This is a genomic window from Sphingomonas sp. 37zxx, assembly GCF_000786205.1.
Taxonomy (GTDB): Bacteria; Pseudomonadota; Alphaproteobacteria; order Sphingomonadales; family Sphingomonadaceae; genus Sphingomonas.
In genome coordinates this window covers 1-21,355 of the sequence record NZ_JROH01000013.1, presented here as the reverse complement: position 1 = coordinate 21,355, position 21,355 = coordinate 1, and the positions used below count along the sequence as shown (strand labels likewise).

Below are 21,355 nucleotides of genomic sequence, written 5' to 3'. Positions count from 1 at the left end.
GGTTACATTTGGGTTACATCTTCATCGTCAGGCTGAAGCTGAACACCCGCCCGGTCTTCATATAGCCGCCGTTGCGATCGTTCGAGATATAGGTTTTTTCCTTGCCTACCGTTGCCCAATAGGTGTGCTGATCGAGCAGGTTGCGCGCCGAAAGGCCGACTTCGAGATTGTCGGTCACGGCATAGGCCGCGCCCAGGTTCAGCTCACCGACCGGCTGGATATAGATGTCGGGCTGGCTGTCCTGCACCGCAGCAAGCACTCGTCCGGTGTAATTATACCAAAGATTGGTGCGGAGCCCGCCGTCGGCATAGAAAACTTCGGCATTGTAGATCAGGTCGGGTGCCTGTGGCAGCGAACTGCTGCGCGTTTCGCGGACCCCGCCGGTGGGGATGATATAATTGGCCTCGGTCTGCTGATAGGTGACGTTGCCACCGAACCCGAAATTGCCGAGCACGCCGCCGCCGACCATGTCGCCCAGGGTGAAGCGGCCCGATGCCTCGACGCCCTTGGCTTTGCCGTCACCGCCATTGATCGGGCGGCTATAGACGATTCCTTCGATGGTTTCGCCCGCCGTTCTGGTCGCGGTGTTGACGACGAAGTTCGACATATCCTTGTAATAGGCCGCGATCTGGAAATAGCGGCCGACCCCGCCATAATAGTCCAGGCCCAGGTCATAGCTCCATGCCTCGATCGGTTTCAGATCGGGGTTGGGCTGGGTGATCGCGATGATCGCGTTGTTCTGCGCCGGATCACGAGTGATGCGGGTGGGACCGGCGATCAGGTCGAACGACGGACGGGCATAGCTCGACCGGGCCGCGCCGCGAACGACGATGCGGTCATTGGGCCGCCAGGCCGCCAGCAGGCTGGGATCGACATGATCATAGCTGCGCCCAGCCGACACGAAGCGCGCACCATCGGCGTCGGACAGGAAATAGCGCGCCGAGAAGCTGTTATCTTCATAGCGCACACCGGGCATCACCTCGAGCGAACCCAGCTTCAGCGTGGTGGTGATATACGCCGCCTTACGCTGTTCGGTGGCCTCGAGCAGCCCGCGATTCAGCGTCGCCTGCGGCACCGAAGCGATCGAAACCAGCGAATCGGCCTGTGAATCGAGCTGGGTGCGGGACAGCACCTTGATCGGGCGCACCGGGTAATAATCCAGGAAATCCTTGAGCACATAGCCCAGATACTGGTTCACCGACGGCCCTGGAATCGTGCCGTTCTGCAACGGCGTCTGGAAACGATACCGGGTATCATCGGGTGCCAGGCTGCGCCCGTCGCGATCCGAATCTTCGTACAATCCGCCGATCTCGATCCGGTTCAGCCAGCTATCGCCGCCCCAGCCCATGCTGGCCTTGGCGGTTTTCTTGACTTCGCTCAGATAGTCATAGCCGCGCTGGACATAGATTTGCGTCGGGCGATCCAGCGAGCTGACATAGGCGGTCGCCCCCGGCGACAGGATCGGACGCGGCGATTTGGGATTGGACAGATCGACGCGCACGCCTTCGGTCGCGGCACCGGTGTTGGTGGCGGTGCCATTATACGAAATCCCGCGAAACGCCGCCTCGATCCGATTGGGCTGATCGAACCGGCCATCGGCATAGGCACCCTCCAGCGATACGAAGAAGCCGTTCGATTCGGCCTTTGCGCCGATCTGGGCCGAGAATAGTTCCTGCTCGACATCCTCGGTGCGGAAATAGCTGGCCGGATTGACCCCCATCGGGGTGTAGACGCCATCGGCGCTATAGGCGCGCGTGGTCGAGCCGTTGCGGAGTGTGCGAAGCGGGTTGCCGCTCGACTGGCCGCTGGTCGTTTCGTTGCGCAGGCCGGTCTGGTTCATCGTGTTGGTGTTCAGATAGGTGGCATAATTGACCCGTCCGAACAGCTGCAGCGTTTCGCCGCGATAGTCGAGCGAGCCGGTGGCACCATAGCGCTTGATCTTGTTGTTGTAGAAATTCCACTGCACGCCATCGGCTGACAGCGCATCGGCGTTGGCGCGCGCGGTGCCGACGTCGAAGCGGGTGGTCTTGTAATCATTCTGCACTGCGGTCGATTCGGCGGCATTGCCGCGCTCTTCAAAGTAACCGGCGACATAAATGCCGAATTCGCCAGCGCTGCCGAACCGGCGCGCCGCGTCGAGGCCGATCGCGCCGCCAAAGGCTTCCTGTTCGCGGTCGAGTGCGAGGCCGGCAACCTGGCCCAGCACGCGCGCGCGGGTGAAGCTGCGCGCGAAATCGAAGGCGGTGGGGGTGCGAAGATCGATGATGCCGGCGATGCTATCGGCATCCTTGGCCGCGCCCGGCGTCTTGTCGGCGGCGATCGCGCCGATCGCGAAGGGCGAAAACAGGTTCAGCGAGATGGCGCGGCTGTTGCCCGACGTCTGCGGCAGGCGAAGCCCGTCGAGCGTATAGGCGTTATAACCGGTGTCGAAACCGCGGATCGTGACGAACTGTGCCTCGCCGGTCGCGCTCTGGTTGCGGCCCTGGTCGCGGCTGACCGAAATGCCCGGCAGCATCTTTGCCAGATCGGCGATGCCGGTCTGTGAATGGATCGCGACGTCGCCGGTGGTGATGATGTCGATCGTCGCAATCGCCGCCTGTTCTTCGATCAGCGCGGTGCGCTGGCGACGACCGTTGACGACGATGTCGCTGGTCAGTGATTCACTGGCGGTTTGCGTGTCGGCGTCGCTGGGTGCGGCGGTCTGGGCAAAGGCGGTGGCGGGCAACAGCAGCGCGGCCAGCGCCAAAGCGCGGCCAGTCGCCGCATTGGAAAGTGCGCGCGCGCGGGTGTGCCTCCGACGCAAGGTCGGTGTGTGGATCGACGTCATGGTCCCCCCTCGGGATATAAAGCTGAAACGGGGTTCGATGCCCCGCTAGCTGCGCCTGTACGGCGGATATGCAACATTTTTGTGACTATATGCGCGATTCTCGCGCCGTCGGGGCCTTAAACCCACGGCAATGCTCAAATAATGATGGTTTGATGTTTGTTTGGCGATGATTGGTTGCGGACCTTTGGCGATCCGATATGCTGCGGCCATGATGAAACGCCGCGATCGCCGTCAGGAAATTCTCGATTTGCTGACGCAAGGGGAGGCGCGCGGCATCGGCGAGATGGCGCGGCTGTTGACGGTGTCCGATGAAACCGTGCGGCGCGAATTGCGGCTGCTCGAATCCGACGGCCTGATCGAACGGATTCATGGCGGCGCAAGGCTGGCCAAGTCGGTGGAGGAGGGGCCGTTCGAAACGCGGCTACAGCGCAATGCCCAGGCCAAACAGCGTATCGCGGCCGCCATTGCCAACGCGATCGACGATGGCGAAAGCCTGTTCCTCGATGCCAGCTCGACCGGATTTTATGTGGCGCAGGCGCTGCGGAGCAAGCGCGACTTGACCGTGGTGACCAACGCGCTGGGCATCGCCGCTGAACTGGGCGGGCGCAACGGCAACCGGCTATATCTGGCCGGGGGCGAACTGGACGATCGCTATCGCGCGTTTTTCGATGCGACGGCGCGGGGCTATCTGGCGCAGTTCCGCCCCGCGCTGGCGATCATATCGACCGAATCGATCGATCCGCAGGCGGGCTTCACCAATTACCATGTCGGCGAGGGTGAGGTGTGCCGCCAGATGATCGGCCAGGCGCAGCGCACGACGATGGCGGTCGATTCGGCGAAGTTCGATCGCGCCAGCATCGTCGCGGTGGCAAGCTTCGCACAGGTCGAGCGGATCGTTACCGATCGCGCGATCGATGATCGCTATGCCGCCGCCGCAGCCGCAGCCGGGGTCGAATGGGTGACCTGCTGATCGATGATGTGCCGGGTCGCGCCGGCCAACAGCAACGCCCCGCCCGCAATCGCGGCATGCAGCAGCCAAAATGCCGATGGCGACATGGTTTCATACCAGCCGCCGATCCGCCCCACCACCAGATTGGCGACAAAGCCGTGCAGGAAGAACATGCCCACCATCATGCCCGCTCGCCCCGAGGTCGCCGCGCCGGTAACGATGCCAAGCGCCGCCGGCCAGACCAGCACGACGCCAAGATCGAGCAGGATCAACGCCGCAAGCGCTGTCCCGACATGTGCCCCGCCGATCGCCAGCACGCCATAGCCCGCGACCATCGCGGCGCATCCCGCCATCAGCGACCAGCCAGCCGACCACATCGCCAGCCCGCGCCGGGCACGCCAGCGGCCGATGGCGGCGACGGCGATGACCAGCAGGATCGTGAACAGGCCATCGGCAGCCACGAACCAGGCAGCGGGCACGGCAAAATCACCGATCCGGGGCTGCACCGCGCGATCGACCCAGACCAGGAACAGGTTCGACACTTGCTCATATGCGCAAAAGGCCAGGATCGTGACCAGGATCGCAGCCACCGCCGCCGCCATCGATCCGTCCTGTCGGGGTTGGGTCGCTGCCGGATTGTTCGGGCGGAGTTGGGCTTGCCCGTCCGGCCCCGGCGGTGCGCGCAGATACACCAGCAGCGCCACGCCGATCGCTACCGCCGCAGCACCAAAGCCATAGCGCCAGCCCCAGCGCTGTGCCAGCCAGCCACTCACCAGCGGCCCCAGCATCACGCCGACATTCAAAAACGCCAGATAGATCGCAAGCGCGCGTTCGCGCCGGGCATCGCCTGGCGGAAACAGGGCACCCACTTGCGCCGACAAATTGGCCTTCATCGCCCCGGTGCCCAGGATCACCAGCGCCAATCCGGGCACCAGCCACCGTTCGATGCCAAGGCACAAATGCCCGCCGCCAATCAGCAGCGCGCCAGCGATCACCGCGCCGCGCCTGCCGATCCAGCGATCGCCGATCCATCCGCCCACCGGCAGCACCAGATAGGTCAGTGCGGCGTACAGACCATAGAGCTGCGACGCGAAGGCGAGCGGGGTCAGCGGCCCCGTCACCCCCTCGACCGCCGCGCGCAGGCTTGTCAGCCCGACATAATCAGCCGGGTTCTGCGCCAGGACGTGATTGACCAGATACAGCGTCAGCAGCGCTTTCATGCCGTGCAGCGAAAAGCGCTCCGCCGTTTCGGTCAGCGCCAGATGCAGGAAGCGGCGGTCGAGGGCGGGGCTTGCGGATGGCGTCACGATCACGCCATGCCGCGCGGATATGACAGCAGCGCGACGGGCGGCGCGCCGGCTGGTTGGCTATGATGGTTCAGGAGGTTGCATGCTGAAGTTTGTTCGTTTGGTGTTGGTGCTGACGTGCTTCGCCGCGCATCCCGCCATTGCCCAGCCGCTGCGGGTGATGAGCTTCAATGTGCGCTACCCAAGCTTTGGCGATGAAGCCGATAACTGGGCCAGCCGCGAACCGATCCTGATCGACACGATCCGCGCCGCCGATGCCGATGTGATCGGTACGCAGGAATTATTCGCGTTGCAGGGCGATGCCATCGTCCGGGCGCTGCCGGCCTATCGCTGGTTCGGACGCGATCGGCGCGGTCTGCATAGCGACGAGCATATGGGCATTTTGTGGCGAAGCGACCGGCTGCGGCTGATCCGGCAGGGTGATTTCTGGTTGTCCACCACGCCCGATGTCGCAGGCAGCAGCAGTTGGGGCGTGAATCTGCCCCGGATGGTGACCTGGGGCGAATTTGAAACGCGCAACGCGGCGCGCACGCGCTTCGTTTTGTTCAACACCCATTTCGCACATCGCGCCGAAGACGATGCCGCCCGCACCTGTTCGGCGCGGCTGCTGCTTGCGCGGATGCCGATGATCGCGGGCAAGCTGCCGGCTATCGTGACCGGCGATTTGAATGCTCTGCCAACCACCGATGCCTATCGGGCGATGGCCGGCGGCATGACCGATGCCTGGACCGCGGCGGCGGCGCGGATCGGCCCGGCCATGACCTATCATGACTTTACCGGCGTCGCCGATCGCCGGATCGATTACATCTTCGTCCGCGATTTCACCTCCGTCACCGCCCGTGTGCCGACCGATCATCGCGGCGGCCACTATCCGTCGGATCATTTCCCGGTGGTGGCGGACCTCAATCCAGCCGAAACGACGGTGCCGGCCAGGCCGAACCCGCACGGGCAAGGGTGCGCGGGCGACTAGTGGTCCGATTCTGACATTTGCTACCCCCTTCGGCTCAGTCAGGAGCAAATGTCAGAATCTCCAGGGCCACTAGCAATTATGTGATTCTAGTGGATTTTATGATTTTGACATTCGCAGCGAGAGCGTGCCGCAGGCGGGATGCGAATGTCAAAATCAATCCACTAGGCGGCTGGCCGCATCTAAATCAGCAGGCGATAGGGGGCGCGATATTGGGGGGTGATCAGCGCGTTGGCCTCGGCATCGCCCTTGAACTGGCCCGCCACCGCGTCCCATTCGACCTTGCGCCCGGTACGCCATGCGATGTTGCCCATCTGACAGACGATGGCGGTGTTGGCGGCTGATTCGATGGGGCAGGCGGGAGTGCGGGCGCGATCCTTCACACAGGCGATGAAATCCGCCGTGTGCCGATCAAGCCCCTTATCGGTCGCGGGCGTGATCGGGATTTCCCGAGTCAGCGGCTTGTCGTTGCTCATTTCCGGCAAGACGCGCCACTGGCCGCGATCGACCACCAGCGTGCCGGTCTCGCCGACAAACGCCACGCCGTGATCCCGGCCACCAAATGGCCCATGACTGATGCCGACGGCATGTTCCCATTCCACCGAATAGTCGCCAAAATCATACAGCGCGGTCTGGGTGTCGGGTGTCTGCATGGCCGAATCGGGATAGCCATAGGCACCGCCGAGCGAACTGACCGCGCTTGGCACCTGTGCCTTCATGCCCAGCAAAGCGATGTCCATCAGGTGGACGCCCCAATCGGTCATCAGGCCGCCAGCATAATCCCAATACCAGCGCCAGCTGAAGTGGAATCGGTTGGGGTTGAACGCGCGCTGCTGTGCCGGGCCGAGCCAGCGGTCATAATCGACGCCCGGCGGCGGCGCCTGGTCCGGCTGGGGCGCGACGCGCTTCATCCAGCCCATATAGGCCCATGCCTTCACCTTGCGCACGCGGCCGATGCCGCCGGCATGGACATGCGCGATGGCATCGGCCCAATGCTGATTGCTGCGCTGCCACTGGCCGACCTGGACCACGCGATCATGGCGCTGTTTGGCGGCGACCATCGCGCGACATTCGGCGATCGAATTGCCGAGCGGCTTTTCGCAATAGGAATCCTTGCCCGCCGACATCGTGTCGATCAGCTGGAGCGCGTGCCAGTGATCGGGGGTGGCGATGATCACCGCATCCACCGATTTATCGTCGAGCATGCGGCGATAATCGTCATACAGCCGCGGCGCGCGACCCGACGCTTCCTTCAGTTCGCCGCCGCGCTGGGCCAGGACTTTGGCATCGACGTCGCAAAGCGCGACGGGCGTCACATCGGCCCCCTTGCACATGGCGGTCAGGTTGGACCAGCCCATGCCCTTGCACCCGATCAGGCCCACCTGAACCTTGTCATTGGCAGAGGTGGTACGCCGGCGCTGCGCAAAGGCTTCGCTGAGCGGCATGACGGTGGCGGCGGATGCGGCGAGGCCACCGACCAGCAGGCTGCGGCGATCGAAGCTGGTGGTCATCTTGGTCCTCTCCCTGATTCTTATTGGGTATTGGTAGCGGTAAAACTCTGTGCCGCAAGGATGGAATTGGTGGCTTGAGCAGTGGAGCGGCAACGCGGCGCAGTCGAGGGCGTGGCGAATACAGGACCAGCGCGGGCCTGTTCAGGCTATCGCATTATTCTGATTCAGCCAGCCGAACCCGATGCGGGGGCCGCGCCGCCATTGGCGTGCATCGCGCTCGACGTGGCAGGCGGCAGGGCACCATTCGATTGCACCGGCGGCTGCACCACGTTCGCTGCTGAGCCGCTTCCGGCGAGCAAGCCGTTGAGCGACCCGCCATCCATGCCCAATTCGGCCATCAAGCCATCGATCAATGGCCCGCCGACGCGATAACGCATCGCCGCAGCGACCGCGGCATCGGCAAGGTTGCTGTGGCCAGCGGTGGCACCGGCATCACCCCCATTGTCGCCATGCAGCCCACGAGCATCGAGGATGCTGATCTTGTCGATATTTTCCATCGGCTTGCTTGCCGCTGCGATGATCGCTGGCAGCGCCTCTAGCATCGCACGGCGCACCAGCAACGCGGTCTGCTTGTCATTCAAAAGGTTGGTCGCTTCGTTGAGCGAGGCCTGACCGGCGGCATCGACCTTGAACGCCGCCTCGCGCCCTTCGGCTCGCGCCTTTTCGGCGTCGGCTTCTGCGGTGGCTTCGGTTCGCATTGCGCTTGCTCGCGCTTCGGCGGCTTCCTTCTCGGCTGTCGCGGCGACGGTGATGCCCACCGCTTCTTCCTGCGCGCGCTGCGTGGCGGCGATGACCGCGACATTCTTGTTGCGGTTGGCGATTTCGGTGGCCTTGGCGGTGGCGACACTTTCCTCGGCGCGAACGGCAAGCGCGCGCGCTTCGTTGGCGGCGGCGGCGGCGGTCGATTCCTCTTCGGACTTTTGCGCGGTTTGCACCGCAGTGGTGATGCGCGCGATTTCGATCGTCCGGTCGCGTTCGATCGTCGCGGTCTGGATCGCGCCGTCGCGCGCAATCGTCGCGGTCTGGATGACCTTGTCGGCTTCGGTCTGCGCCACGGTCTGCGCCTGCATTGCGGTGATCCGCGCAATTTCGGCAAGGCGGGTTTGTTCGGCCTCAGCCGTTGCGATCGCGGTCGCCTGTTCAGCGCGGCGCGCCGCCAGCGTCTGTTCCTGCAACAGCCGCGCCTGCTCTGCGGCCTGCGCGATTTCGAGCGACTGGTTGTTGGCATCCAGATTCCGCTGCTCGATCTCGACCCGGTTGGTCGCGACGATGTCGTTGCGGATCTTCTTGCGCTCTTCGATCGTGCGGGTCAGCACGGTCAGACCCTCGGCGTCGAATGCGTTGTTTTCGTTGAAATGCTCAAAGGCGGTCTGGTCGAAATGCGTGATGCTGACCGATTCAAGCTGGAATCCGTTCATGTCCAGGTCGGTCATCAGCGCCTCCTGCACCTTTTGGATGAAATCGGCCCGGTTGGCGTGGAGATGCTCCATCGTCATGGTCGCGGCGACCGAACGCAGCGCCGACACCAGCTTGCCGTCGAGCAGCGACTTCACCGCATCGGGGCTGTTCACCGAATCGCCAAGCGTCTGCGCGGCGGCGGCGATCGATTCCGCGTCGGGCTTCACCTTGATATGGAACAGCCCGACGACATCGACCCGCAGCTTGTCGAGCGTGATCAGCGCGTCCTTGTTGAGCCGCGATACCTCGAGCTTCACCGTCGTCAGGCGAACCTGCATCAGCTCATGCAGCACCGGTATCACCATGATGCCGCCGTTGAGCACGACTTTCTCCCCGCTAAAGCCGGTGCGGATCAGCGCCACGTCCTTGGTAGCGCGGCGATAGAGGCGCGTGAGGATGATGCCGATCACGACGAGCGCGAACAGGATGGTGCCGGCATAGATCATGACGGTAACAAGTGATGCTGGCACCAATGGCCTCCCCAAAGACTGAATCATGACGATAGATCAGATCGATTGCAGTACGGTGTCATCGTCGGGCAAGGCATAGAAAATGCCGCCTTTTCGCCTGACCAGCAGCGCGGTCTGCCCCTGCCGGATCATGCCGCCATCGTCGTGCGGTTCGACCATGACGAAATGCGCCTGCCCGTGATGATCGACGATTTTCGCGCGCGCGGGATGCCCCCGCCGCGCCGCGCCCTCCAGAATCCGGCCGCGTTGCCGAAGCAAATCGTCGGACGAGATGACGGTTGATTCATATCCCGGCATGATCCGCGCCAGCCCGTTGGCGGCAAAGCCGTTGAGGACCGCACCGATCAGCACCGCGCCACCGACGGCAAGGCCCCAATGCAGCGGTTCGCCCAGCAAGGACGTCGCGCCCTGTTGAATCGCGACGCCCGACAGGGTGAAGCAGCCGAGCAACGAGGTCAGCCAGATCAGGATCGGCAGTTCGCCGCTAAGCCCGAACCAGCCGAGCAGGCTGGAGCCTTCCGCATCGCCATCGATACCGGTTTCGAGGTCGAAATGACCAAGCCCCAGCCCGATGCCCTCGATCAGGCCGATACCGATCATCACCGCCAGCGCGATCGCGAATGGCGCATATTCAGGTGCCAAAAACGACGCCAGCATTCGCGTGATACCCCCGGCCCTTATCAAGTCGCGTCGACCGCGATCCATGCCGCCCGCCGGGCAGCCGCCGCCCCATGTTAACGAGCCGCCGTGTAAACGCTAGAGCCTGGATTCAGCCATTGTCAGACAGCGTTTCGCTTTGCGGCCGCGATCAACAGTGATTGAGCCGCCGACAGCCAATGCTTGCCGCCTGAATTTGGGGGCCGCCCTTTGGCGGAATGGTCGTCACACGGCCGTACCGACCAGCCTTCCGATGCCAGCCGTAAGCGCCATCGCCAATGCCCCCCAAAAGGTAACGCGGATGGTCGATGCCATGATCGGCGCACCGCCCGCGCCGGCGCCAAGCGCACCGAGCAGCGCGAGGAAGGCGAGCGAGGCTATTGCAACGGCTCCGACCAGCAAAGCTGCTGGTGCGATGAGGACGATCGCCAGCGGCAGGGCCGCACCCGCGGTGAAGGTTGCCGCCGAGGTAAGCGCCGCCTGAACGGGCCGCGCCGTCGTCATGTCCGAAATGCCCAGTTCGTCGCGTGCATGCGCCGCCAACGCATCCTTGGCCATTAATTGGCGGGCGACGGTTTCGGCGGTCGCGCGATCGACGCCGCGCCGTTCATAAATTCCCGCGAGTTCATCGATCTCGGCATCGACATCGTCGGCCAACTCGGTCCGCTCGCGCGCCAGATCGGCCTGTTCGGTATCCGATTGCGAGCTGACCGAGACATATTCGCCCGCCGCCATCGACATCGCACCGGCGACCAGCCCCGCCGTGCCCGCGATCAATATGTCCGCGGGCGGGGCAGCCGCTGCGGCAACGCCGATAATCAAGCTGGCGGTCGAGACGATGCCGTCATTCGCCCCCAGCACTGCGGCACGCAGCCACCCCACGCGCGACATCAGGTGCCGTTCGTGGTGCATGGCCAGTCTAGTCATCGCTGCCCTCTCCTTTGTCGCCAGTCGTTTCGCCCTGTGCATGTGCGCCGGGGTTGAACCCGACCGGATCGATCAGTGTGACGCCATAGGCTGCGGCCCCTATTGCCAGCGCCGCGACCGGGACTGCTAACCGGGCAGGTGGCCGGGCGTCGGGCATGCCGGGATGTAAATCGGCACGCTTTCGACCGGTTATGAACGCCGCGACCAGATTGTCCTTCGTGAGCAGCGACATCACGACCACGCCGACGACATGCAGCGCGATCAGGCCGAGCAGGATGTTGCCAAGCGTCTCGTGCAGTTCCTCCCCCGCATCGCCCTGCATCGTGGCACCGGTGTAGATAATGCCCGCGACCGTCCCGAGAAGTGCGACGATCGCCATGCCGCCCAGCGCGTTATGACCGATCGACCGTTCCGGCTTACCCGAAAACAAGCCGCCGATATGATGCGCCAGCCGTGCGGGCTTCAGAAAACCGGCAAACCGCGCGTGCTCGCCGCCGACAAATCCCCATGCGAGGCGAAATGCAATCAGCACCGCCGCGATCCATCCCGCGGGAAAATGCCAGGCGGCAAGGCCGCTATCCTCCTCGGCGGACAGGAACGAGACAAGGATGATCGCCACCAGCAGCCAGTGGAATAGCCGCACCGGCAGATCCCAGACCCCAATGGTCTTCGGGATGGTCGGCGCCGCAATCGTTGCTCGGTTCATATTCGGTCTCCTTTCAGGAGACAGCTATGCAGGATGATCCTGACCTCGGCCTGACGGGCTCATGCCGTATTCTAAACCTACTCACTATGCGGGTTTACCGCAGGTTGCGGAGCAGGGATTCCATCGCCGTTACTCAAACCAAATAGCCTGATGGTATCGGTTGTGGTCGGGGCGGGGCGGGTGTCATGCGTCTGGGTCGACGCGAATTGTTATTCAATACCGTTATTTATGCCGCCGGGCCAGTCAAAGGCCCGGCGGCTTGATCGTCTATTCCCCAAACAGATGGTCGACACCCACCGACGATCCGACACGGCTATAGACATAATAGGTCAGGCCATCGCGAGTGACAGTTCCGTCAAACTCGAGGGCACGGATTGCTGCGCCCGTTTCGCTGCGGACGGTTAAGGTGCTGCCATCGGCGAGATCGAGAACGCGATTGCGACCGAAGTCTATCGTACCGTCACGGTTCGAATCGAAGATCGGCGCACTGGTCACCAGCAGATCGTCGCGATCGAAATCGAGAACGATATCGCGCCCGGTATCGCTGCGATTGTCAAAGAAGAAGACATCGCCATCGGCCCCGCCACGCAGCCGGTCATCGCCCGCGCCACCCTCGATCCAGTCGCGTCCGGACCCGCCATCGATGATGTCGTCGCCACCAAAGCCAAGCAGCACATCGTCCCCGGCCAGGCCGCTTAGCGTTTCGGCGAAATCACGGAAATCAAACTGTGCGAGTGCCGGGTCGTGATCCGACAGGGCCGGATTTTCGCCGCTGCGTGAGTTAAATCCGGTGTTGATGTGAACGACATCATATTCAGCGACCGCCCCCAGTTGTTGATCGACCAGCACATGATCGATCGCCTGTGAGCGCCCGTCGAAGGTGTAGGTATATCGTTCGGCTTCGCTCAACTTGGTCACGGTCAAATTGTCGAAACGCGACCCGCCGGTCCGTGCATTGCCATCGGCATCGACATATCCGGTCGCCACTTCGAGCGGACGATAAAATTGAAAATCATTATAGTCGCCGCCGGCGATGATTCGATTGCCGCTATCGGCGCGCTGGATGGTGTCGAGCATCGTCCAAAGATCCTCGGCCACCTCGTTGCGCTTGGCCCAGCCATTATTGACAGGATCGCCGCCCGCCAAATCCTGGTCGATCTGCCAAAATTGCCCGCTACCCCCCTTTGCCGGCAGATGATTGGCGGTGACGAACACGTCGTTGCCATTGAACGTGAACTGCGCGAGCAGCGATTTGCGGGTATTCGACCAGTCCGCGGCATTGATCTGGTCCGCAATCATGCTGTCGTCAAAGGCAATGCGATCGCCTGCGTCGCGCGTGCCGTCGCCGATACGATCGGTGAACTGGCGACGCTCCTCAATCGTGGCGTCGGCGGCCAGATCGCCAAGCTGGACCCGATTGGTGTTGTAGAGAAAGCCGACGCGGATGTTGCCGCCCGGCTGACCACCCTCGGCGTTGTAATCGGGCAGCTCATCGACCCATTGATACTGCTCGCCCGTCGCAGCGTTGAGCGCATCGACCAGCATCTGCCAGCTTTGTGCGGCATCGCTGCCGGTGGGCGATGTGCCATCGCCGGTGGCCGCACCATTATTGTCCTGAATTTCCTCGATCGACAGAATATCGGGCGCGTTGAGGTTGTTGGCGATGGCATCGGCGATGGCAGCGAAACGGGCGGAACCGTCACCGGGGTCGAGATTTTCGACGTTGAACGTGGCGAAGCTCAGCGCGCGCGCGTCCTTGATGATCGTGGTCGTTTCACGCTCGGGTGTGGTATCGTCGATCAACGCCACGGGCTCGGTGACGAAGAGCTTCAGGTCGGTGAAATCGAAGTCGAGGATGCCCGTTACGTCGCCAAGGCTGTCACCCATCGACACCGCCTCGGCAAGGCCGGCGGGTGCCGAAATCGCGAAGTCGCTGAAATCCAGCTCGATGATATCGGGATTGATGTCGCCATCGTGCAGATAGCTACCGCCCTGGCGCGTATCGTCGAGCGGGGTTTCGGTATCGGGCGGTGACAAGGGCGGATCACCCGCGATGGTATAGCCGCCACGGTCGTTGATCTGGTCGGCATTGGCATGGACGGTCGAATAGGCCTTGAAGAACGGATCGCCGCCAGAAACGCTGACAAAGCCATCTGCCACCACCATGTCCGGGATCGTGATGCGCATGCCTTCGACGGTTTCGAAGAAATCGAGTGCCTCGGTAGCAGGGTCGAAGCCGGTGCCATCTCCGCTGTCGAGATAATCAGGGTTCTCGCTGGTCAAAATGGCATTGGGGATTGCGCGACCGGCGGTGCCATCAAGCACATATTCGGGCAATGCCGCGCCGCGGGAAACGATGTCGTACCCGAGCGTGTCGACGAGCATCGTGCGCGGCAGATTGCCGAACGCCTGATATTCCATCACGCGCGCGGTAACCGTGACGACATCGCCCACTTGGAGATCGGGGGCGAAGGCATTCAGCGTCGTGCCGACATTTGCATCGTTGCGCGTCATCACGAAGATGCCTTCGGAGGTCAGCGGGCTGCTGTCCCAATCGTTGGCTTCTTCCATCAGGTAAAAGCCCTGGCGCGTGCCCGTCCCATCGACCGCGGTGACGACGGCCTGCACGGTGACGATGGTCATCGACATGCTGTTGAACGCAAAATTGCCCTCCGCAGCGAGGATCGGGCTGAAATGCGCGCTGCCTTGGACATCACTGATGCGGAAGAAATCATCGCTGATGATAGTGCCGGTGCCGCTGCCATTGGCAATTGCCGCGCCTTGGCTTGGATCGAAAAGCTCGACGGCGAACGTCTCGTCACGCTCACGATTTGTATCGCCGTTGACGATGATGTCGATCGTGGCGCTGGACTGGCCTTCGGCAAAGCTGACCACGCCTGACGCTGCACCATAATCGCTGCCGGCGACTGCCGTGCCATTGACCGTCTGATACGCTACCGAAACCGCACCCATACTGCCGCTGCGCGTGATGGTGAAACTCATCACCGTTTCACCGCTATTGCCTTCAAGGACACTCGCATCGCCAATCGACAGATTGGCAGCCAATCCGTCATCATTGAGGATCACTGCCTCTGCCTGTGCATCATCGAGGATCGCCCCGTTGGTCGGGTTTGACAGGTTGAGGAAGAAGGTTTCGTCGCCTTCGATAAGGGTGTCGCCAATCAACGCGATCTCGACGCGCGCTGTGGTCTGATTTTCCTCGAAGCTTACCGTGCCGCTGGTTGCGACATAATCTTCGCCGGGTGTAGCCGTGCCCGGGGCAGTGGCGTACCCAACAGTAAAGGCTTCAAGGCCCCCTGAGCGTATCACGGTAAAGGCGAGGGTGCGGACACCGCTATCGCCTTCTTCGATACGCACATCGCCGATCGTCACTCGCGGGGCCGCGGCGATGAAGCCCTGTCCCGCATTAATGCCACCCGGCGTATCACCGCCGATCAGCGCCCATGTGAAATCCGCCGCTTGGGTGCCGGTGCCGACACGACCGATCGACGTGCCGTTTTGCGTTCCGTCTTCGGACACGCCGACATCGACGCTGGTCAGCCCGGCGGCGGGACCATTGGCGGCAGTGAAGCTGCCTTCGTAACTGATGAACTCGGCAACACTATTGTCGGGGCGGACCAGGGCGATACCGTCGGGCTCGGTGCCGCCTGGATTTCCGTTTTGGAGGCCATTGGCGGGATAGGAGACACTGATGGTGCCAAATCCGTTCGCCTGATCGGGAATGATGCCCGACAATGTGATGGTGTTATAGACGGTGCGCTGCGCCGGATTGCCGTTGTACAATATGATCTGCCATCCCGTCAGATCAGTTCCAGCGACACCCGCGATTTCAACGAATTCACCAAGATCACCGCCCGAATTGTCATAATGAAATTCGTTGATGAACGGATCGGCACCACCGACCGAGACATCGTCATTCGCGATGGTTCCTGTAGCAACCGCACGATCGATCGTGGCACCCCCGGTGGCGTTCGACAGCGTCAGTGTAACCGTTTCGTTATCTTCGACGAGGGTCTCGCCAGCAATCTGGATTGTCACCGTCTGGCTCGTGACTCCGTCGGCAAAGGAAAGCGTTCCCGAAGGCAAGGCACCGGCGAAGTCGTTGCTCTGCGCGGTGCCGAGCGACGCCGAGAAGTCGATCGTCGCGGTGCCAGCGCTTCCACCGATGCGCTCGATCGTGAACGTCATCGCTGTCGTGCCGCTATCGCCCTCGTCGATGCTGACATCGGCGACGGTAAAGCTACCGGGCAGGCCGGTCGCGACGCTGAAGCTGGCGGGATAGGCGACGCCTGCGGTGTCATTTTCCACCCAGTTCGCGCGATCGGCGATCGCAGCGCGAAGCTGATCCGCGGTGCCGCTGACGGGGCCGTTGTATGCGGCGTTGTCCGCCCCGAATGCGAGTGCATCGACGCCTTCGACAAGGCCGCGTGGCACGGCGCTGGTGTTGGCATTGGTAGCGTCGCCAGCGAAACTCGCATTGCCATCGGCGAAATCGACTGCGAACAGGAATATCGGAGCCGACGCATCGCCGACATAAGCGAGGATCTGGTCGCCGGTGGTGGAGGGATTGAACTGGCCCGTCAGTCCTGAAATCGTGATGACGGTCCCGATCGGCGTGCCTTCGGGAATGGTGTAGGCGATGGTGCCTTCATTCGCGCGAAAAGTGCCTGCGGCGGTCCAGCCATTGTCGGTGAAATGGATCGTTTCGCCACCCAGATCGGCAAGCACGACGAACGCAAAAGATTTGACGCCAGTATCAGCGCCAAAGCCAATAATTGCGATATCTCCACGTTGTGCCATGTTTTGAGCCCCTGCTTTGCGGTCCGCAACTGGTTGTGCCGTGGATGGTTTCGGCAGACGCTAGGCGTGGATCATGACAATTATGTTATGCCGTTGGTAACCAAGTTTGGGCGGCTGCTCTGTCAGGCATCTGCCCGGGTTTGGCTGCGCGAACCCCGGGTGCGGTTGATCTGGCCCCCGCTGAGTGGCCCACAGGCAAGAGCCTGCTGGCGCGCCGCATCTATGAACGCAAACGGCTCAAGCATCAGGTCACCGGCCCTTTCGTCGAAGTGAATTGCGCGACACTGAAGGGTGGTAGCGCGATGTCGGCGCTGTTCGGCCACCGCAAGGGTGCTTTTACCGGTGCCGTTGCCGACCGTCCGGGGCTGCTGCGCGCCGCCGACAAGGGCATGTTGTTTCTCGACGAGATCGGCGAACTGGGCCTCGACGAGCAGGCGATGATCCGCCGCAACGCAAGTTGCGAGCTGCTGAGCGAGCAAGGATTTGCCTACACCGTCCTCGCCAACCAGTAGCGCAGCGGTTCCCCGGGCAAGCCATCCGTCTACCACAAACTCGCGGCCGGGGGGCTCGCGATCGATCCACTGCGTGGCGTCGACCAGCGGGAGCGCCCACGCGGTTGGATGATCGCCGCCGCCCGTGACCAACTTAAGTGGCTTGCGCCCGAAAAGGGGCGAGGTGTCCTGCTCAATCGTCATGATCGCGCCTCGCCTTTGGAGGCGTAGCGAACACATAACTGACACGCGCACCCCGCAAGCGTGGTGCCTACGTGGCTTAAGTCTTTGATTTTAGTGGTGCACCCGACTGGATTCGAACCAGTGGCCTCTGCCTTCGGAGGGCAGCGCTCTATCCAGCTGAGCTACGGGTGCCGGATGGCCCGGTTAGCAAAGCCGCGCGCGATGCGCCAGTGGGTTTCATGCTTGCGCCGTCATCGCTGGTTTCGCCTTGGGCGCTGGGGTCTTGGGGCGGAAGCGGCACAGGTCGGCGACCGGGCAGCGCCAGCATTCGGGGGTGCGCGCCTTGCAGATATAGCGGCCATGCAGGATCAGCCAGTGATGCGCGTGCAGCCGGAAGGGCTGCGGGGTCGCCTTGTCGAGCCGTAGTTCGACCGCCAGCACGGTCTTGCCCGGCGCCAGCCCGGTGCGGTTGCCGACGCGGAAGATGTGGGTGTCGACGGCGAAGGTTTCGTGGCCGAATGCGGTGTTGAGCACCACATTGGCGGTCTTGCGCCCGACGCCGGGCAAGCGTTCGAGCGCGGCGCGATCCTGTGGCACTTCGCCGCCATGCTCGGCGATCAGCGCCTCGCTCAGCGCGATCACGTTCTTGGCCTTGGTGTTGAACAGCCCGATCGTGCGGATATGCTGTTTCAGCCCGTCGATCCCCAGCGCGACCATTTGTTCGGGGGTGTCGACGCCGGCAAACAACGCGCGCGTCGCCTTGTTCACGCCGATGTCGGTCGACTGCGCCGACAGCGCCACCGCGACCAGCAGCGTATAGGGATTGGTATAGGCCAGCTCGGTCTCAGGATGCGGATTGGCCTCTGCCAAGCGCGCGTAGAATTCGACCACATCGGCCTTTTTCAACGCTGACTCCCCGGCACCAAGGCCTGGCTCACAGTCCCAGCACCTGATCCATCGTATAGCGCCCCGGCGGTTGCTTCGCGAGCCACAACGCCGCTTGCACCGCGCCGCGGGCAAAGATCGCGCGGTCCTCGGCGCGATGCGACAGTTCGATCCGCTCACCGTCGCCAGCGAACACCACCATGTGATCGCCGACGACCGTGCCGCCGCGCAGGCTGGAAAAGCCAATCGTCCCGCGTGCGCGCGCGCCGACCAGCCCGGCGCGACCGACGACGCTCGATTCGGACAGCAGCATCGCCCGGCCTTCGGCAGCCGCCTCACCCAGCATCAGCGCAGTGCCCGATGGCGAATCGACCTTGTCGCGGTGGTGCATCTCGGCAATCTCGATGTCCCAATCGAGCCCCAGCCGCCCGGCGGCATCGCGCACCAGCGCCGACAGCAGCGCGACGCCGAGCGAGGTGTTGCCGGTCTGGAGCACCGCGATGTCGGCGGCGGCGGCGTCGATCAGGTCGTGATGGCGCTGGTTCAGCCCGGTGGTGCCGATCATGATCGGCGTGGCGGCAGCGCGGGCGGCATGCAGATGCGCCTCGAGCGCGGCGGGCGAGGAGAAATCGACGAGCACGTCGCTAGCCTGCGCCAGCGGTGCCGGGTCTTGGCCGACATCGACGCCGCCGGCATGTTCGGCATTATATGCGGGCATCGCCGCGACGATCGACTGGCCCATCCGGCCCAGGCTGCCATAAATTCCGATAGCCGTCACGCGCACCCTCATTCGTCTTGCCCGGTCCGCTCCGCCCGATTGGGCAGGCTGCCGTAGCGTTCAGCGGCCTAATGGCAGAAACCGCGCGCGCGCGACAGGTCTTACAAATGCCGCAAGGGCCGGTAAGGGCATTCGGATGCGCGACGGTCGGCGGGACTTGGCGCTATCCTTAGGAACCTTGCCCGCCCGCCGTTCCGATCCAGGGCAGCAGCAAGGCGGTTGTCGAGGTAACAAGCTCGTTCTCAAACGCGGGCGATTGCAGCAGGTGCGGCGCTTGTAGCGTGGCAAGCCGGACCGGCCAAAGCATCGTCCGCAGCAGCAGGAAACGGCGTTCGGGATAAATCGCGTCACGATTGGCCCGCACGGCGTCAAGCAGCCGATCGGTCATCCGTTCGACCAGCACCTCTATCTCCTTATGCAGCGTCGCATCGAGCCCCACGACGACAATCACCCGCCGCCGCAGCGCCGTCCGGCCGGCGAAGAACGCGATCATCGTCCGGGCAAGCGCGCGTACCAGCGGCTCTACGCTGTCGGCTTGGTGCTGCGCGATGAGCTGGTCCAGCTTCTCCCCGCTGCGCTGGATTTCGCGCAGCGCCAAGGCGCGGACCAACGCCTGTTTGTCGGGGAAGTAGGCGTAGAGCGTGCCGATCGAATAGCCGGCGCGATCGGCAATGCGATTGGTGTTGAGGTCGTCGAACTCGATCTCGTTCAAAAGCTGAGCCGTGGCGTCGAGCAGCGTGTCAAACGTCGCCAATGCCCGCCGCTGCGCGGGACGTTTCCGCATAAAGCCAGATGGTTGCGTCACAGATTAACCGCCCCTCAGTCGGTAGGCGAAAGCGAGTAGTGCTGCATCAACACGCCGCCTAGTCTTAGCATCGTTACTTACCAGTAACGTGTCGATAGCGCCAGGACGCGCAATCCGACAAGTATGAGTGTTTTAAATATGAGGGAAAATCTATGAAATTCATCCTTTTTTCTGTCGCGCTGGCCGCGATTGGTTGCACCATGCCAGTATCGGCCGCGCTGGCGCAGACCGGCGAGCAGATCTCCGCCAAGTTCAAGAGCGCCGACAAGGATTCCGACGGCAAGTTGACCTTGGGCGAGGCCAAGGTCGGGATGCCGCGGGTCGCCAACAACTTCACCAGGATCGATCGCGACAAGAAGGGCTATGTTACCGAGAGTGAAATCATCGCCGTGATGAAGCGCTAACCATCACGTCTTGAGGCGAGCAATGCGACGGGGCCGGGCGACCGGTCCCGTTGGTCTCGGGGGGAGGACGCCATCGCGCGCCATGTCATGAAGCGGCAGGTTGCGGCCCGCCGAGCGTCGCATATCGCGTGCGTCGCCACTATCGCCTGCGCCTTATTGTCGGGCTGTTCGACCGGCGGTGCCATGCCGCTATTACCGGTATCGCTGGACACCGATTGGATCGCCGACGCTGGGCCGGAAGGCGCGCCGCCGCGCCAGGATTGGTGGCGGACGCTGGGTGGTCCCGCGCTCGATGCGCTGATCGTCCATACGGTTTCCGTCAGCCCGACGTTGCAAGCCGCCGCCGCCAAGGTGGCGCAGGCGGGCGCGCAGGCGCGGATCTCTGGTGCGGCGCGCAAACCCCAGGCCGGGGCGAGCGGCGGCCTGAATTACTATCGGCTCCCGCCCGAACTGGCGCAGACCCTGACCAATGTCGGTCCCGGCATCGCCTATGCCCAGCTTCAGATCGGCAGCAGTTGGGAACTCGATTTCTGGGGCCGTGCCAAGAATGCGGCGCGCGCCGACGCCTATGCCCATCTGGGTGCCGAGCAGGATTATCGCGCCGCATTGGTTTCGCTGATCGGGCAGGTGGCCAATGCTTATGTCCAGTATCGCACCAATGCGGCGCGGCTGGCGATCGCTCAGGGTGCGGCGGCGGCGATGCACCACGGCGTTGCGCTGGCCGAAGCGCGCCGCCGCAGCGGTGCCACCGATGCGGGCGATCCAGCGCAGGCACGCATCGCTGCCAGCCAGCAGGACGCGCAGGTCGCCGCGCTGAAGGCCGCGGTGGCGCAGGCTCGCCATGCCGTCGCGCTGCTCGCGGGGATGACCCAAGCCGAGGCTGCGCCGCTGCTCGATCGTCCGGCGGTGATCCCGCTGCCCCCGGCGTCGCCCGATCCGGGGGTGCCGCGCGATCTGCTGCGTGCCCGGCCCGATGTGATGGAAGCCGAGCTGGTCGCCCGCGCGCAATATGCCCGGCTCAAAAGCGCCAAGGCCAGCCTCTACCCCGCCTTCTCGTTGCGCGGCGCGATCGGGTTCAGCGCGACGACGGTGGGGGATTCGTCGCTCACCAATTTGTTCAGCTGGGACAAAAGGCTGATCAGCAACGGCCTGTCCTTGACCCTGCCGCTGTTCGATCATGGAAGCACGAACCCGCTGCGCGGGAGGGTG

At 63.3% G+C, this 21,355-nt stretch carries 16 protein-coding genes, 1 tRNA gene and 1 pseudogene; 5 read left to right on the top strand and 13 right to left on the bottom strand.

The window, feature by feature from the left end; translation table 11 throughout:
• Nucleotides 1-13: 13 nt before the first annotated feature.
• A complete protein-coding gene (locus tag QU44_RS08060; protein WP_081987925.1) occupies nt 14-2,827 on the bottom strand; it encodes a TonB-dependent receptor in 2,814 nt (937 codons plus the stop codon).
• 208 nt (nt 2,828-3,035) lie between these two features.
• On the opposite strand from QU44_RS08060, the gene QU44_RS08055 reads away from it, so the two are divergent.
• Nucleotides 3,036-3,797 carry a DeoR/GlpR family DNA-binding transcription regulator gene (locus QU44_RS08055; protein ID WP_033921438.1) on the top strand — a complete coding sequence of 254 codons (762 nt, stop codon included), beginning with the start codon at nt 3,036-3,038 and terminating at the stop codon, nt 3,795-3,797.
• Here QU44_RS08055 and QU44_RS08050 read toward each other — a convergent pair.
• Complete coding sequence (locus tag QU44_RS08050; protein WP_156141026.1) at nt 3,749-5,083, bottom strand: MFS transporter; 1,335 nt, start codon at nt 5,081-5,083, stop codon at nt 3,749-3,751. The genes QU44_RS08055 and QU44_RS08050 overlap by 49 nt on opposite strands.
• Before the next feature lie 82 nt (nt 5,084-5,165).
• Here QU44_RS08050 and QU44_RS08045 point away from each other — a divergent pair, with 82 nt between their 5' ends.
• Nucleotides 5,166-6,053 carry an endonuclease/exonuclease/phosphatase family protein gene (locus tag QU44_RS08045; RefSeq protein ID WP_052134487.1) on the top strand — a complete coding sequence of 296 codons (888 nt, stop codon included), beginning with the start codon at nt 5,166-5,168 and terminating at the stop codon, nt 6,051-6,053.
• Nucleotides 6,054-6,232: 179 nt separating this feature from the next.
• Here QU44_RS08045 and QU44_RS08040 read toward each other — a convergent pair whose 3' ends face one another.
• The 6 genes from QU44_RS08040 to QU44_RS08015 all read right to left on the bottom strand — a co-directional run bounded on the left by QU44_RS08040 (nt 6,233) and on the right by QU44_RS08015 (nt 16,600).
• Complete coding sequence (locus QU44_RS08040; protein ID WP_033921413.1) at nt 6,233-7,561, bottom strand: Gfo/Idh/MocA family protein; 1,329 nt, start codon at nt 7,559-7,561, stop codon at nt 6,233-6,235.
• A 164-nt stretch (nt 7,562-7,725) separates the two neighbouring features.
• Nucleotides 7,726-9,489 carry a flotillin family protein gene (locus QU44_RS08035; RefSeq protein ID WP_052134493.1) on the bottom strand — a complete coding sequence of 588 codons (1,764 nt, stop codon included), beginning with the start codon at nt 9,487-9,489 and terminating at the stop codon, nt 7,726-7,728.
• Between the two features lie 36 nt (nt 9,490-9,525).
• Entirely contained in the window at nt 9,526-10,146 is a 621-nt protein-coding gene (locus QU44_RS08030; protein WP_033921412.1) for an OB-fold-containig protein, read from the bottom strand.
• 225 nt (nt 10,147-10,371) lie between these two features.
• Nucleotides 10,372-11,073: a VIT1/CCC1 transporter family protein gene (locus tag QU44_RS08025; protein WP_033921410.1), complete on the bottom strand. Its 702-nt coding sequence runs from the start codon at nt 11,071-11,073 to the stop codon at nt 10,372-10,374.
• Nucleotides 11,066-11,779: a cytochrome b/b6 domain-containing protein gene (locus QU44_RS08020; protein WP_052134485.1), complete on the bottom strand. Its 714-nt coding sequence runs from the start codon at nt 11,777-11,779 to the stop codon at nt 11,066-11,068. The genes QU44_RS08025 and QU44_RS08020 overlap by 8 nt, the downstream gene beginning before the upstream one ends.
• Before the next feature lie 267 nt (nt 11,780-12,046).
• On the bottom strand, nt 12,047-16,600 hold the full coding sequence (locus QU44_RS08015) for a Calx-beta domain-containing protein (protein WP_081987924.1): 4,554 nt from the start codon (nt 16,598-16,600) through the stop codon (nt 12,047-12,049).
• A gap of 140 nt (nt 16,601-16,740) precedes the next feature.
• Between QU44_RS08015 and QU44_RS08010 the strand changes: the two genes are divergently transcribed.
• On the top strand, nt 16,741-17,112 hold the full coding sequence (locus QU44_RS08010) for a sigma 54-interacting transcriptional regulator (protein ID WP_033921407.1): 372 nt from the start codon (nt 16,741-16,743) through the stop codon (nt 17,110-17,112).
• Here QU44_RS08010 and QU44_RS18960 read toward each other — a convergent pair.
• The 5 genes and pseudogenes from QU44_RS18960 to QU44_RS07990 form a co-directional block, all read right to left on the bottom strand.
• A pseudogene (locus QU44_RS18960) lies at nt 17,086-17,295 on the bottom strand (hypothetical protein); the annotation flags it as partial. The gene QU44_RS08010 and the pseudogene QU44_RS18960 overlap by 27 nt on opposite strands.
• Before the next feature lie 94 nt (nt 17,296-17,389).
• Nucleotides 17,390-17,466: transfer RNA gene (locus tag QU44_RS08005), tRNA-Arg, on the bottom strand.
• A gap of 45 nt (nt 17,467-17,511) precedes the next feature.
• Nucleotides 17,512-18,180: an endonuclease III gene (gene nth, locus QU44_RS08000; protein ID WP_033921406.1), complete on the bottom strand. Its 669-nt coding sequence runs from the start codon at nt 18,178-18,180 to the stop codon at nt 17,512-17,514.
• A gap of 28 nt (nt 18,181-18,208) precedes the next feature.
• A complete protein-coding gene (gene dapB, locus QU44_RS07995; RefSeq protein ID WP_033921431.1) occupies nt 18,209-18,937 on the bottom strand; it encodes a 4-hydroxy-tetrahydrodipicolinate reductase in 729 nt (242 codons plus the stop codon).
• Nucleotides 18,938-19,106: 169 nt separating this feature from the next.
• Nucleotides 19,107-19,721: a TetR/AcrR family transcriptional regulator gene (locus QU44_RS07990; RefSeq protein ID WP_052134483.1), complete on the bottom strand. Its 615-nt coding sequence runs from the start codon at nt 19,719-19,721 to the stop codon at nt 19,107-19,109.
• Nucleotides 19,722-19,894: 173 nt separating this feature from the next.
• On the opposite strand from QU44_RS07990, the gene QU44_RS07985 reads away from it, so the two are divergent.
• Both QU44_RS07985 and QU44_RS07980 read left to right on the top strand, forming a co-directional pair.
• Nucleotides 19,895-20,146 carry an EF-hand domain-containing protein gene (locus QU44_RS07985; protein WP_033921405.1) on the top strand — a complete coding sequence of 84 codons (252 nt, stop codon included), beginning with the start codon at nt 19,895-19,897 and terminating at the stop codon, nt 20,144-20,146.
• Nucleotides 20,147-20,233: 87 nt separating this feature from the next.
• Nucleotides 20,234-21,355: TolC family protein (locus QU44_RS07980; protein WP_033921402.1), on the top strand; the 1,122-nt coding region annotated here is incomplete at its 3' end.